Genomic DNA, 14,057 nt, shown 5'->3' on the forward strand with positions numbered 1-14,057 from the left:
ATTTGTAGACGACATCCTGTTGTTTAAAGCATCAAAACTCATTAACTTATCAACTTATAAACTCACAAACTCAATATATGATCAATAAAAACGACATGATCCATGCCACAACAATGGCTTGCGTGAACCTGTCGCGGAGCAGTATTTTGGTAGGGTCGCCACTCACTTCGTCTACCACTGTGAGCTGCATATAGCGCAAAAGACCCACCAAAACGAAAATGCTGGTGAGGTAAAGGTAGGGTGCGTGGAACCGACTAACTACCTCGGGCGACACCGTGTACATGATGTAACACACCAGGGTGACGGTACCTGTAACGGTGATGGCTTGGTTTACGAAGGTGAGGTTGTAACGTATGGTGTTGCGGCGAGGCGGTTCACCCGTCTCGTTCATGCGCAAAACGTCGTCGCGCCGTTTGGCAAACGATAGGAAAAGGGCAAGTAGGAAGGTCATCAATACCAACCAATTGCTCACCGCTACATCGCAAGCCATACCGCCGGCCAATATCCGTAGCACGAAACCAAAGGCCACCGTGCACACATCTATAATGGCATGGCGCTTCAACCACAGGCAATAAGCCATGTTAAGCAAGAAGTAAAAGGCCACAATACCAGCTGTTTCGCCTGCCCGTTGGGGAAGGAAGAACAGCAGTAAGGCCGACAACAACGTCAAGATAACCATCAGCGCGTAGGCCGTTGGCACGCTAACCGCTCCCGATGCGATGGGGCGGTGACATTTAATGGGATGTCGGCGGTCGGCCTCTACGTCAACGATGTCGTTGAAACAATAGATGGCCGAGGCCACGAAACTGAATGCAAAGAAGGTAACGACGCTTGCAATGGCATCGTCGACGTTCAGCAACCGTCCGCCAAAGAACATGGGAATGAGCACAAACCCATTCTTAATCCATTGTTGCGGACGGATAAGTAAGAGCGTTTTTTTCATCTTTCAAATCGCTTTGTTAATTGTTCCATCCCCTTGTTTAGCAGCCATGCCAAGGGCAGGGTGATGGCGAAGCAGGCCAAGAATGTGCCCCAATATCCCCATTGCAGCCGCTTTACGTACACCAGTACGAAGTGGGCGTGCAACAGATACATTTCCAGACTCACGGTTCCTATCAGTCGCAGGCCACGCTTTATGCTCTGCGGTACGGCCGAAAGCCAGTTGCCCAATAGCAAAATAAGGCTGAATGTGGCGGGGATGTACAGCATCCGCCCAATGAAAAGCGGAAAAAGTCCGTGCCTTGTCTGCTCTAAATAGATGTCTACGCCAAGCGAAAGCACCGCGGCAGCCACCAAAAGCCAAACGCTTTGTGGACTGATGGTTAGTCCTTGCTTTACCAGCGCTCCGCAATTGATGCCGATAAAGAAGATGGGCACTCGGCTCCAAAATATCTCGATGTGGCCAACGGCATCGTGTATGGGGCTTACCCATTGCACGGCCATACACCAAACAATCATCAAAACAGGCAACCAGCGGTAGGCAGAATGGCGCGAAACGAGCCGCACATACGCTGGAGCGAAGAGGTAAAGCATCATTGTTGCAGGGATGTACCAAAACGTTAGCTCATCGTGCAGCCAGAAATCCCAGTTCACCAGTACATCGCCTGCCAGGTCAATAACCTGTTTCCAACCGTGTTGGCCTTGCCAAAAGCGTGGCACATAATAAAGGCACGCCACGAGAAACCACGTGGGATAGATGCGCAGGTATCGTCGTGAGAAGAACCGTTTGAGTGATGCATTGCCTGTTAGGGCATACCAAAGCCCCACGCCACTTAGGAAAAGAAATACGTCGACACCGATGTTTCCCATACGCCAAAGTCCATAGAAGGGCGACAAACGGGGCAAGCTGACATGGAAAAGCACAATGGCTATCATGGCCAAACCCATTAGTTCGCTTCGATGTAGGCTGATGTTGGCAAAGCGGATGCCGTTTGTTGTTGGGTTCATTGGATGCAGATGTTAACGTTTGGGTAGTGGAATGCGCTTGATAAGCTTATCTACCACCCATGCCAGGGCGATGGATGCCACGATGTAGAGCAGCAGTCCGAGGTAGGGCTGACCATGGCGCGAGATGGGGATGATGAGCTTTCGGGTGATGGGATGGGTTACGAAGAGGGCCGCCGAGATGCCGCCCATCCAGCACAAGGCACGATAGAGCCACGCCATAACTGCGACACGGGCCAGCAGCTTGGCTGTTAAGAGGGTGGCCACGCAGATAACGGCAGGGGCGAAGGTCCACCCCACGAAGCTCTGGCTGAGGTAATAGGCCAGGGCGATGCACACCAACAGGGCGGCCGATTGCTTAACGCTGTCGTTGCCCCACAGCGTGGCCGACTTATGAAATTGGGCATAAAGCAAGCCAAGACCAAAGGGAAGCATGCCCCCCATGAAGTTGTAGCGGTAGCGGTTCATGGTTTCGGAGAGGGGCGGAAGCTGCAACTGCACAATCACGCACAGGGCCATGAGCAGCGCGGTTATACCCCAATGACGGCGATGAAGCACCAGGCGGTAGAGCAAGTACAACTGCATCATCAGCCCGAAGAACCAAAAAGCACCAGGCCAAATCATCTTATCGGGACGGGGCAGCAGGTTGTTGAACATCAATAGCTGAGAGATAACCTTCAAACTATCGTAATGCCAGCTGGGCGGATAAAGCGTATCCACGGCGATAAAAAGCGCGAAGCCCACCGCCATCATACGAAACAGTTTAAGATAATGGCTAAACAGGAACTTGACCACTGGCACTTGAACGTCTTGATATTTTTTGAAAAGGCCGTATCCGCTAAGGAAGAGGAACACAGGCACACCGTAATGGCCGAAGAAAGACAGCAGATGAAGGGGCAGTTGATTATCGGGATGCACCAGGGCATGGTTCATGCGCGTTACGTTTTCGGCGTTAAAGGTGTACTCGTTTTCCTTAACCATCGGACCAAGCCAATGGCAGTAGTTGTGCAAGAATATGCCAATGATGGCCAAACCACGCATGCAGGCGTTAAGACCACTGGCATTTTGAGCGCTAGTGGACTTGTCTGCAGGACTGTTAGCATGTGCCGCGCCTTGTTGTTGGCTGGCTAGCACAGCGTTTTTGCCTTCAGTATGTTGCTCGTTTTGTGGCATAGTGAGGGGTTATGTTAAAGTGCGCCAACACGTCGGCCAAAGTTTGGCATGGCACTTTGGGGCTTGGGACGTGGCAACTTGTCGTAATCGGTGGTACCTTTGAGTATTCGTGGCCGATTCTCGTTATACTTCGGACTAATCAAATTGTTCTCTTCGCGATAGCTCTTGGCTTTGATGCCACCCAAATAGAGTAGTAAATGGGGTAGGGCATCGGTCATGAAGCGACGGTTGCGTGCATCTAACACCTGCCGATAGATGTCTGGATGGCGGGCGATGTAGGTTCGCGAGCACCATATCCAGAAAGGAATCTCGAACTCGTATTTGGCCAAGGGATAGTCGATGGCTGCCGAATGGTTGCGGCAGATAAAGCCACGGTTCTCCTCATAACATTCTTCGCCGTGGTCGGGCATATAGATAACGATGGCATCTTCTCGTTCGAATTGCTTCACGATAAGGTCAACCACCGAGTCGTTGTATAGCACGGCGTTGTCGTAATCGGCCAAAACGCTGCGCTGACCAGGTGTTAAGTTGGGGCGAAGTGTATTGTAATCGGTGCCTTTCCATCGTCGGCGGTCGTTGGGTGTACGGTGCTTGTACCCTACATGCTGACCAATCAGGTGGAAAATGGTTAGGTTGTGTTTGCCCGTTTGTGCTTTCAGGCGGTCGTATTCACCTACCAAGTGCTCGTCGTAGGGGTAAATGCTATCGTTGCGCGTATCGAACATGGCCTTGTTCAGCGTGGGGTTGTTGAGGAAAAAACCACCGCTAAAATCATAAACAGCCTCTTTTGCCTTGGGCAAAAACTGGTTGGTGATGAACGTTACGTGATAACCCGCCTTGCGAAACAATTCGGGAAAGAGTGGATAATCGCACCATTCACCTCGCTCGCCCACATCGTAGAGCGAGAAAACATGCTTGAAAACGTAGCTAGTAAGGTTCCAAGGCGACACCACATCGTTGAATTTCACTAGCTGACCGCTACGTTCGCGGCGTACTTGTCGTGGAGTGGTGGGCTGCGCATAGCCGTATTGTTGCGAGTGATGTTTGCTAAAACTCTCGCCGATAATTAGCACAATGTGCGGACTAGTATATGTGCAGCTGTCTACTTGTGCCTTGTTGGCGGCAACAACAAGCTTGTCTATCTGTTGCGAAGCCAATACGTTGGCATAGATCGAGAAGGCCAATCGGTACACGGCGTGGTAGGGCTCGCCATGCTCTTGCTCGGTAAGCGTATGTTCCACTTCGCCTATGCTCCTGCCTGTCATCAGTTTCCATAAGGCTGCTTTGTTGTGGGCCGTAACGTAAACGCTCCAAATCAACATGGCGATAAAGCCGATACTCGCACACATTTTCAGCTTGATAGCGAGTGAGGTGCTGATGGTTGGTATTTTGTCTAGAAGCGTTTGCCAAGCCTGTTTTAATGATTTGGGTGCGAAACGGCGTAACGAATAGGCTGCATGAAGAAGCGCGATAAGCACGATCCATCCCACTTTGCTAAAGAGAACGCTGACCGATAGGTAGGTGGAAAGGAACTCGCTGGCCTCACGTCCGTTGGTTTCGCCCACCAAAAGCAACATGGTGGGGGTGAGGGTAGAATCGAATTGGGTGTAACAATACACGTCGATGGCCGACGTTATATATATAATAAGGTATAGTGCACCGCGAACCCACGGGCGGATACATCGTGGCAAGAGACTTAAAATAAGGCAAATGGCATAAAGGTCTACCAACAACTCGGTGTAAAGATGGTGGTAAATCTTTTCGCCAGGATGGTAGGGGAGCGTTAGCCACGCACAAACCACCCCCAACAAGTACATCGATACGAAGAACGGTGCATTGATTTGTAGGGGCTTCACTACGTAGCCAAGGATGTTTTTTCTCAATACTGTCAAGGTCATTTCTTTCTTTTGCTTCTTTTTTTAGATCTATGTGTTGTCATATATAAGCGCACGATAGCTTGTAAAAGTTTGTTGTAGATAGACTTATCGGCGCCTTTCGCATCCCTTAGAGGGGGCGATTGGGTAGGGAATGTTTTGCAAATTTACACTTTTTATCATTGATAACCATCAATGTTTGCGTATAATTTGTATTGTAGGGGTTGGCTGTTGGGTGGTAGATATGTGCCTCGTATTGGTTAAACTAGCTTTATTCAGTGGTTCTTCTTGGTTTCACAAGAGTGGCTAAGATGCCTATTCGTGATGTCGTTAACCGTCATACGACGCTTTGTAGACATGCCGTTCAACCTGCAAAGTTGTCTACTTGTAATTCCGTTAACAGCATTTAGCTAAACTACAAGCCTTTTGTAGTGTGACTACAGATGAGTTGTAGTGGCACTACCGATAAGTTGTAGTGTGGCTACAAAAGGCTTGTAGTGGCTGTACAAAGGCTTTTGTACTGCCAGGTTAACGAAAACGCGCATCGCAAACTCTTTTTTAACGTGTTGAATGAGACATCAAGAGGCATACCGATTTTACGCTTCAATCCTTAATTAAACGTTAAAAACTTTTGTAGAATGTAAACATAATCGTATCTTTGTAGCGTGTTATTAGAAAATGTATAACCCAACTCTTTAATATAGATGAAAACTAAAATGACCTCAAAAAGAAGTCTGAAAGCTTTGGCGAGCCTGTTGTTGGCAATCGCTCCTATGACGATGCTCGCCCAGTTTAACCGCACAACCTATTTTATGGATGGCGTAAACTTCAAGCAAAAACTTAATCCGGCCTTGGCTCCTTCACGCGGATTTGTGAACATTCCCGGTCTTGGCGCGTTCAACATGGGCATTAGCTCTAATGCTATTTCGTCTTACTATCTCTCTGATATATTGAATAATAGCAGCTCGGCCGACTATTTTACCACCGATAAATTTATCAATCAGCTTAAAGAAAACAACCGTCTGAACATGTCGTTGGCCACCGATTTGGCCTCTGTTGGATGGTGGGGTGGCGATGGTTTTTGGAATGTGAACCTCAGCTTAAAGCTTGATGTAGATGCAAACGTTAAGCGCGACGTGTTCGAATTTATGCGTGCTGCGCATGGCTTGAGCAACCAATCGTGGGTGAACGCCAATTTGCACACCAGCGGTTTGCAAGCCAATATTAATTCGTACATGGAAGCAGGCGTGGGCTACACTAGGCCTTTTGGCGACCGACTGGTGTTGGGCGCAAAGGTGAAGTTGCTCTTTGGTATCGCCGACATCAACATGAAGGTTGACGAAATAACCATGAAGACCAACTTGCACAACATTGCAGCCAACCAAGACTGGTCTACCATCACCGAAGAACAACTGCAAAAGGTGACGGGAAAGGCAACTATTAAGGCGCGTGCAGAGGTGAAGGGCTCGATGGCAGGCCTGTCTTTCGTGACAGACAACAATAAATATGTAGACAATATCGAGCATAGCGGTGGCGGTGGTCTCGCTGGTTTCGGTGCAGCAGTTGACCTTGGTGCAGCCTATAAACTAGGGCGCGACTTTACTTTATCGGCTGCCTTGCTCGATCTTGGTTTCATTTCGTGGGGTCAGGGCAGCACCATCCATGGTGTTTCCGACTTTAATCGCGAGTACGACTTTGACGGCGTGCATGCTGGGCAGCATCGTCAGGAGTTCAGGAAGACAATAGAAAGCGGTGAGATATTTAACTCGGATTTGTGGAACTTGAAGGCTCAAGAGAGCAAGTCGCGCACCACTTCGCTACGCACAACTATGGTTTTAGGTGCGCAATACAAGCTGCTTAATGATAAGTTGACGGTTGGCGCACTCTCTACTACACGTCTTGGCGAGGTAAATACGCAATCCGAGCTGACGCTTGCAGGTAACTACAGCTTTAATAGCCATATTGGTATTGCCCTTAGTTACTCGATGTTACAAAGCCAAGGCAAAGGTCTGGGACTGGGTTTTAAGCTCGGACCGGTTACGTTGGCTACCGATTACATGTACTTCGGGCAAGATACGCGCACGGTAAGTGGCATGATTGGCATAAGCATTCCTTTGGGAAGCCGTCACTAAGAACGGCCTCAATGGCAAGGATGTGTGTCAAAACTAAAATTTAGAAGAAAGAGCTATGTCTTACTCTGATAATGAGTTGTGACATGGCTCTTTTGAGTATATCAGGGATAGGAAGGTATTTATTGAGTGATGAGATTATTTTCAGATTGATAAAGGCAGGAAAGTTGCATATAGAGATTGTGTTAGCCTCTAACCTTCCATTACCCCAATGTCAAACCGATACAAATTCAAGATACTATAAAGAATAAAAGTTGTATGAAAAGATTAGCGTTATATATAGTATGCTTGACTTGTGTGTTCTGCAATTGCATTGCGCAAACCGCATCGTTGTGTTTAAAAGACAAGGCCAGACAAAACAGGAAAGAGGTTCTACAGTCAGATTCCATGAGAGAGAAGAATGTGCCAAGTTATTGTGTAACATACGTTGAGAACACTCATAGGTTGCGATGGACGGGTATGACTTTTATTGGTAAACACAAAGACAAGGCTAATACATGGCTAATAAAAGCTGTGATCAAAGGCATGGATAACAAATGGTTGAGACAGTCCCTTTTTGTTACGACAAAGGATGTATGGGTGCTTAAAGACAGTGTACAGAAAGAATTTATAACCATCGTAGCCTTGAAGTCTGCCGAAAAAGGATGTGACATCAGTGCCTTTAAAAGGGAGTATTTCTTGATAGACGAAAGCAAAGCACCTTTGCATGCAGTTCCTTACTTTATAAACGGCAGTGTTTATGTAATCTGCCTAATCCCCTCGTTCCGGATTGTGGGTGATGAGATGCAGCCAATCATTGACAGGAATGCTTTGTACAAGGGTGTGTTGAAACCTCTTTTGAACGAACCTTTCCTGTAAAAAAATGTTGAAGCAAGGCTAGGTTTACAGCATTTTATCGAAAGCTTTGATAAAAATCAAAGTAAAGTATGGATGCAAAATAGTGATAAGATGCTCATCTATCAATCTGAAGATGGGGAAATTAAGATAGATGTACGTTTCGAAAACAAAACAGTGTGGCTATCTCCAGGCTCAAATGTGCGAACTTTTTGGACGTGAACGTAGCGTTATTGCCAAACACATTAGAAATATATTTGAGGAATGGGAGCTAGATGAAAAGAGTAATGTGCATTTTTTGCACATTGCAAATTCAGACCAACCCGTTAAGTATTATAATCTCGACGTAATCATCTCTGTTGGTTATCAAGTAAAGTCGCAGCAGGGTACGCAGTTCCGTATTTGGGCAACTCAACGATTGAAGGAATATATCATTAAGGGGTTTGCATTGAACGATGAACGTTTCAAAACGGGTTCTTCTTTCAATTACTTTAAGGAACTTTTGGGACGTATTCGTGAAATACGTCTCTCCGAAAAGGTTTTCTATCTTTATACTTATATTCTTCCTCCTTCTATTACTTACCGCTTTACGGCCTTTTTTTTCACTAGATGCCTTTAATAATGGCACTGTTAATGTTCTTGTTTAATTCCATATCGCCCCGTTCCTTAGTCTTTCCGTAACCGATGCTGTATGTAATTTTCAGGTTAATGTTACGTCCTTTGGGTTCGTTATATCGCCATGAGTCGCGGTTATAGTGTCCGTAGTCCATCGTGATATGCTGTTTGTCGAACCGAGAAAACATGTTACACAGCGCAAACTCCACCGCCCAAGCCTTGTGATTCCAGTTGATGGCCATTTCGTAGATGGGTTGCATGCGTATAAGGAAAGGCTCGCGGATATCCAAATCTGTACGTGGCGTTTGGTATAACAAGCTAAACATCCAGTCGCCCACGAGGTAAGCTAACGAAGTTCTTAGTCGAAACACGTTACGTTGCATGTTATACGTATCGCCTCGCATCACGTTATACTCTTCAAGGGCAGTGACATCAAGACGCAGCTTATCGGCAAAGGCACTCAAAGCGTAGGAAACGCCCAGCATGTTTCCATAGAACGTGCCATCGTTCACACGCATATCGTAGATGGTGTTGGCGTCTGCGGTGAAGAGGTGCGCAATATTTTTGAAGTAAATATAGCTGTTATAAAAAATCGATGCCTTTGATTTTCCCCACTGCGCGTTAAAAGTTAGTGTGTTGCCAAACACTTTAATGAGTGCCAAATCGGGGTTTCCCTTTACCGATTGGAAGAAAGATGTGGGCACAGTCATGTCGTTTTTGTTAGATGGGTCGAACATGGTGTGGGTGAGATAGCCGTTAAGCGAAAGTGCCAGTCTATCGTTGAAAGCATAATTTCCTCCATAAAAGGCCATGGGCACGCAATAATTGTAATGCTGGTTGTTAAGCGAAACCGCCGTGTTTGATAAGCCTGCCGATATGTAATAGGAGTGTTTCTGCCCCGATCCGCTTAGTTGTGCCAAGGCCCCTGTTTGGTTAGTGGTGAGCCGTTGCAGCCCTTCTGTGGTTCCCGTGTAGGTATCTTTATAGTAATTATGGTTGTGCCAGAGCGATGCAGACAGCGTTGTGCTGCCGTTAAGCGACTTAGAATACCGTGCATTTGCGTTCACGGCGATGTTTCTTTCGATAGCATTCGAGGTGATATTGGCCTGTGCCGTTTCGTTGTTCGTGCTATTGTAGCTGTTGTTTCCCCATGCAACCGAGCCCGAAACGTCGATAGTTTGTTTGCGTGGAAGCCAAACAACGTAGTTGGCATATAGCGTTGGGGTTAGACTTTTGCCGTTTGTGGTAGTTGTTCGCGTTGTGGCAAGGTTGTATTTTCCTGTGTATTGGTTGCTCGTTACTGTCTCCACGCTTGGCTCAGCCTGCCGAGTGAGGTTTAGGTACGAAACAAACTGATGTCTATTGCCCGTATGCGATAGACGGAAACGTGCCGATTGGCTATTTTGTTTGCGCAAAGAGCGGTCTGTTGAGTAGCTGTTGGCGAGTGTGGAGTTGTCTGCAAAGCGAAACAAGTCGTGTCCTTCGGTGTGGCTATGGTCGTGTTTCCAGTCGGCCGAAACAGCAATAGAGAGCGTTAGTTGTTTCTTCGTAAAGTCGGTAAAGGCCAAATAGTCGCCATTCTTGTAAGCAAACCCCTCGCTGGCCGATAAGTAAACATTGCCGCCATACGACATTTGCTTGATTATGAAGTTGAGCAAAGCCGCCTTGCCAGCATATTTTCCGCTAGGCGTTCGTATGTATTCGATGCTGATAATGTTGCTGGCCCGCAACGTAGACACGTCTTCTGGTAGCACTTCCATACCATTGATGCACAATACCACTTGCCCTCCGCCCTTTGTTGAGATGCTGTTTGTTCGTGGCGACACGTCTAGTTCGGGCGTTTGCATTACGTTCAACAATTCGAAACCATTAGTGGCGTGTCGCTTTTCTAGCGTCGTAGGCGTGAGCACCGCTTTCTCCGCAGTTTCAATTTGTCCTTTGGCGTTCACCACAACCTCGCCCAACGTTCTCGTTGCAGTGCTGTCGGTTTGTGCGTTAGCTACAATACAAAGGGTAAAGAACAGCAGGATAGAAATACATTTGTTCATCTGTCAATGTGGATTTATGTGGCCATTAGTTTGCCGGCGACATTTTGTTGGGCTGTGCTGGCTGTTAATGCATCAGTGGATTGTTGGGCACAAAAGTAATCATTTTTTTGCAAAATGTCGCTTCTTTCTTATGTGTTACGTGAGTTCGGGGATAAGAGCTGTTTGCTATGTAAGCTATCGCGTAGCGCTAGTTGACGAGATAGCTATTCGTCTTTTATCTAATCTTGCTCAAAAAAGCATCATATCTTATCTTGAATTCACCTAACGTTTGATACTAGCCTGGCACGATCTAGGCGGTTCGTTCCACAGCCTATCACCGCCACCAACTTACCTTTCCGCCCTCCAAACGCCATCTTTCATTCTTCACTCGATAAGCCCTTGTAGTGAGCTTTTTCAGCTCCCGCTTTGTTACAGCTAAGTTGGACTCCTGTTCCAGATAAGTTGGAACAGGGGTCCAATTCAACTGGAACAGTATTCCAAATAACATGGAACAGGCGTCCAAAACATGTTTAACACGGCGGTTAATGTAATAATGCATCATCGGGGCTTAGCAAGCGCATTTGTGGAGCTATGAAAATGCGAACCACGGAAGGGCTCATTGGCGAGTTTGGGATAAGAAACCATGCCCCTCTGAACAAGATAGGGTAGGTAAACGATTGGCTATATTGCCAATAGGTGCTACGCGACAGAAGGCATACCGATTGTGTTTTATCCCGAACTTGCGTATGTGCAGAAAAGCATTTTGCACTTCGCGTTGACACCATAACGAAAAAACGGGGACATCATGACTAATCCATGATGTCCCCGTTGGTATTTTAAGTGAGGGCTGCAATTGCTGCAATACAGGTCGATGCCTGCATTTGGGGCATTAAGATGCAGCCGTTTCTTTTACGGAAAGTTCTTCTTTGTCGGGGCACTTGTCGATAACGATGGTGTCGCCTAGTGCCAATTCGTCGGAGAGGATGCGCTCGGCGAGTAAGTCTTCGATGTACGTTTGTATGGCGCGCTTTAATGGGCGTGCGCCAAACTGTACGTCGTAACCCTTCGAAGCAACGAAGTTCTTAGCCTCGGGTGTTATTTCGAGGTGGTAGCCCAAGTCTTCAACGCGTTTGTAAAGACCTCTTAACTCGATGTCGATAATGCGGTTGATGGCCTCAAGATCTAGCTGATCGAAGGTGATAATCTCGTCGAGGCGGTTCAAAAACTCAGGTGCGAACTGCTTGCTAAGGCTCTTTTGGATGATGGCACGTGCGTATTCCTTGTCTTTTTCGTTCATGTTAAGACCCAACGCACCACCTGTGTTGAAGCCCACACCACGTCCAAACTCTTTCAACTGTCGTGTTCCGGCATTCGAAGTCATGATGATAACCGTATTGCGGAAGTCTACCAGTCGGCCGTTTCCATCGGTAAGGCGACCCTCGTCCAAAACTTGCAGCAGTAGGTTAAACACGTTTCCGTGCGCTTTCTCAATTTCATCGAGCAACACGATGGAGTAAGGCTTGCGGCGAACACGTTCCGTTAGCTGTCCGCCCTCTTCGTAACCCACGTATCCCGGAGGAGCACCCACCAATCGCGAAACGTTAAAGCTTTCGGTGTACTCGCTCATATCGACACGTATAAGGGCATCGTCGCTGCCGAACATAAACTGCGCCAACTTCTTGGCCAGATAAGTTTTGCCCACACCAGTAGGACCAAGGAACATGAAAACGCCAATGGGATGATTGGGCTCTTTTAGTCCAACGCGATTGCGCAGAATGGCTTTGGTCATTTTCTCGATGGCCGCATCTTGCGCCACTACCGCCTGTTTCAGTTCGTTGGCCATGCCTTTTAGCCTTACGCCTTCGGTCTCGGCCATTCGTTGAACAGGCACACCCGTCATGATCGACACAACCTCGGCCACCTCTTTTTCGGTTACGGGTTGCCGGTTATCGTTGTCGCCGAAGGCCCATTCGTGGTTCAGCGCTTCCAATTCCTTTTCCAGTCGCACTTGCATGTCGCGGTAGTTGGCGGCCAATTCGTAGTTTTGGTTCACCACGGCGTTTTGCTTTTTAAGCTTCGCCTCGTCCAATTCCTTCTCCTTTTCGATGATGGCGGGCGGCACTTCCACGTGTTGCAGATGCACCTTTGCACCCACTTCGTCGAGCGCATCAATGGCCTTATCGGGGAAAGCCCTATCTGTGACATAACGTTCTGTCAGTTTGACACAGGCGCGCAATGCGTCTTCGGTGTACGCCACATGGTGATGGCGCTCGTATCTATCCTTAATATTTTCTAGAATTTGCAAGGTTTCGTCGGCCGTTGTTGGCTCGAGTATCACCTTTTGGAAGCGTCTTTCCAGCGCACCGTCTTTCTCGATGCTGTTACGATATTCGTCTAGCGTGGTTGCTCCAACGCATTGAATGGTGCCACGAGCCAATGCGGGCTTCATGATATTGGCGGCATCCATGCTGCCAGGAGTGCTTCCTGCGCCGATGATGGTGTGTATCTCGTCGATGAAGACGATAATGTCGGAGTTGTTTTCAATCTCTTTGAGCAATCCACGGATGCGCTCTTCGAACTGTCCGCGATACTTCGTTCCGGCCACCATGCCTGCCATGTCGAGGCTTACGATGCGCTTATTGAACAGCACGGGCGATGTTTTGCGCTTGGCGATAAGCTGTGCCAGTCCCTCGACAATGGCGCTTTTGCCTACGCCCGGTTCGCCAATGATGATGGGGTTGTTCTTTTTTCGACGACTAAGAATTTCGGTAACGCGCAAGATTTCCCTTTCTCGGCCCACCACGGGGTCGAGTTTATCTTCCATTGCGGCCTGTGTAAGGTCGGTAGAAAAACTGTCGAGAATGGGCGTTTTACCATTGCCCTTAGCCGTTTGAGTGGCTTGTGCGCGCTCGTTACGCTGTGCACCGTTGCTGCCAGGCATGGGTTCGTCTTCCTCGTCGTCAGAAAGTCCGAGGCTATCTTGCGATGGCATAGCCCGCTTTTGCAGGTAAGCCAGTGTATCTTCGTAGTTCAAGTTGTTGCTTTCAAGCACCTGCTTGGCTCCATTGTCCACGCGGTCGTGTAGTATTGCAAGTAAAAGGTGCTGCACATCCACGGTTTGCGTGTTCTGTATACGCGCTTCCAGCACCGCCAATTTCAAGATGTTGTTTGCCATTTCGTTAAGTGCCATCTCGTTGTTAGCCATAGGCTCGTGTTGCGCGTGTGCCTTTGCCAACTCTTCTAGTTGTGCTCGCATGGCTTCGATGTCGGTGTTATGGCGTGCAAAAAGCTCGTTTACAGGGCCACCGCTTCCTCTGAGGATACCCAGAAGCAGGTGTTCGGGCCCCACAGCGTTGCTCGCCAGCCGTGTCGCTTCTTCTCGGCTGAATGCCAGAACCTCTGAAACCCTAGGTGAAAATTGGCTTATCATATACTTTATTCCTCCTGTATTTTCGTTAAAT

9 protein-coding genes and 1 pseudogene are annotated in these 14,057 nt (G+C 47.9%); 3 read left to right on the top strand and 7 right to left on the bottom strand.

The genetic code is table 11. The annotated features are described in order from the left end of the window. Positions 1-70 precede the first annotated feature (70 nt). From F453_RS0110455 to F453_RS0110470, 4 genes are read right to left on the bottom strand one after another with little or no spacing between them, the layout of a single operon-like run. Positions 71-943 (bottom strand): decaprenyl-phosphate phosphoribosyltransferase, encoded by an 873-nt coding sequence (locus F453_RS0110455; RefSeq protein ID WP_018967960.1) that lies wholly within the window; start codon positions 941-943, stop codon positions 71-73. Then, the gene (locus F453_RS0110460; protein ID WP_018967961.1) at positions 940-1,947 is read right to left on the bottom strand and encodes an acyltransferase family protein; all 1,008 of its coding nucleotides are present in this window, start codon (positions 1,945-1,947) and stop codon (positions 940-942) included. The genes F453_RS0110455 and F453_RS0110460 overlap by 4 nt, the downstream gene beginning before the upstream one ends. A gap of 12 nt (positions 1,948-1,959) precedes the next feature. Further along, on the bottom strand, positions 1,960-3,117 hold the full coding sequence (locus F453_RS0110465) for an acyltransferase family protein (RefSeq protein WP_018967962.1): 1,158 nt from the start codon (positions 3,115-3,117) through the stop codon (positions 1,960-1,962). Between the two features lie 14 nt (positions 3,118-3,131). Beyond that, on the bottom strand, positions 3,132-5,015 hold the full coding sequence (locus F453_RS0110470; RefSeq protein ID WP_018967963.1) for a phosphoethanolamine transferase family protein: 1,884 nt from the start codon (positions 5,013-5,015) through the stop codon (positions 3,132-3,134). 692 nt (positions 5,016-5,707) lie between these two features. On the opposite strand from F453_RS0110470, the gene F453_RS0110475 reads away from it, so the two are divergent. From F453_RS0110475 to F453_RS14600, 3 genes and pseudogenes are all read left to right on the top strand, one after another. Then, entirely contained in the window at positions 5,708-7,123 is a 1,416-nt protein-coding gene (locus F453_RS0110475; RefSeq protein WP_234398558.1) for a DUF5723 family protein, read from the top strand. A 522-nt stretch (positions 7,124-7,645) separates the two neighbouring features. Further along, on the top strand, positions 7,646-7,978 hold the full coding sequence (locus tag F453_RS16285) for a hypothetical protein (RefSeq protein ID WP_234398557.1): 333 nt from the start codon (positions 7,646-7,648) through the stop codon (positions 7,976-7,978). 72 nt (positions 7,979-8,050) lie between these two features. After that, positions 8,051-8,501 (top strand): annotated as a pseudogene (locus tag F453_RS14600) (virulence RhuM family protein); the annotation flags it as partial. Between the two features lie 58 nt (positions 8,502-8,559). On the opposite strand, the gene F453_RS0110490 reads toward F453_RS14600, so the two are convergent. The 3 genes from F453_RS0110490 to F453_RS0110500 all read right to left on the bottom strand — a co-directional run bounded on the left by F453_RS0110490 (position 8,560) and on the right by F453_RS0110500 (position 14,026). Further along, positions 8,560-10,617, bottom strand: coding sequence for a TonB-dependent receptor (locus F453_RS0110490; RefSeq protein ID WP_018967966.1), 2,058 nt, complete (start codon positions 10,615-10,617; stop codon positions 8,560-8,562). 313 nt (positions 10,618-10,930) lie between these two features. Then, positions 10,931-11,158 carry a hypothetical protein gene (locus tag F453_RS16290; protein WP_018967967.1) on the bottom strand — a complete coding sequence of 76 codons (228 nt, stop codon included), beginning with the start codon at positions 11,156-11,158 and terminating at the stop codon, positions 10,931-10,933. Positions 11,159-11,485: 327 nt separating this feature from the next. Then, positions 11,486-14,026, bottom strand: a complete 2,541-nt coding sequence (locus F453_RS0110500; protein WP_018967968.1) for an ATP-dependent Clp protease ATP-binding subunit — start codon at positions 14,024-14,026, stop codon at positions 11,486-11,488. Positions 14,027-14,057: the final 31 nt, after the last annotated feature.

It is taken from the genome of Hoylesella loescheii DSM 19665 = JCM 12249 = ATCC 15930 (genome assembly GCF_000378085.1).
In the GTDB taxonomy this organism is placed as follows: Bacteria; Bacteroidota; Bacteroidia; order Bacteroidales; family Bacteroidaceae; genus Prevotella; species Prevotella loescheii.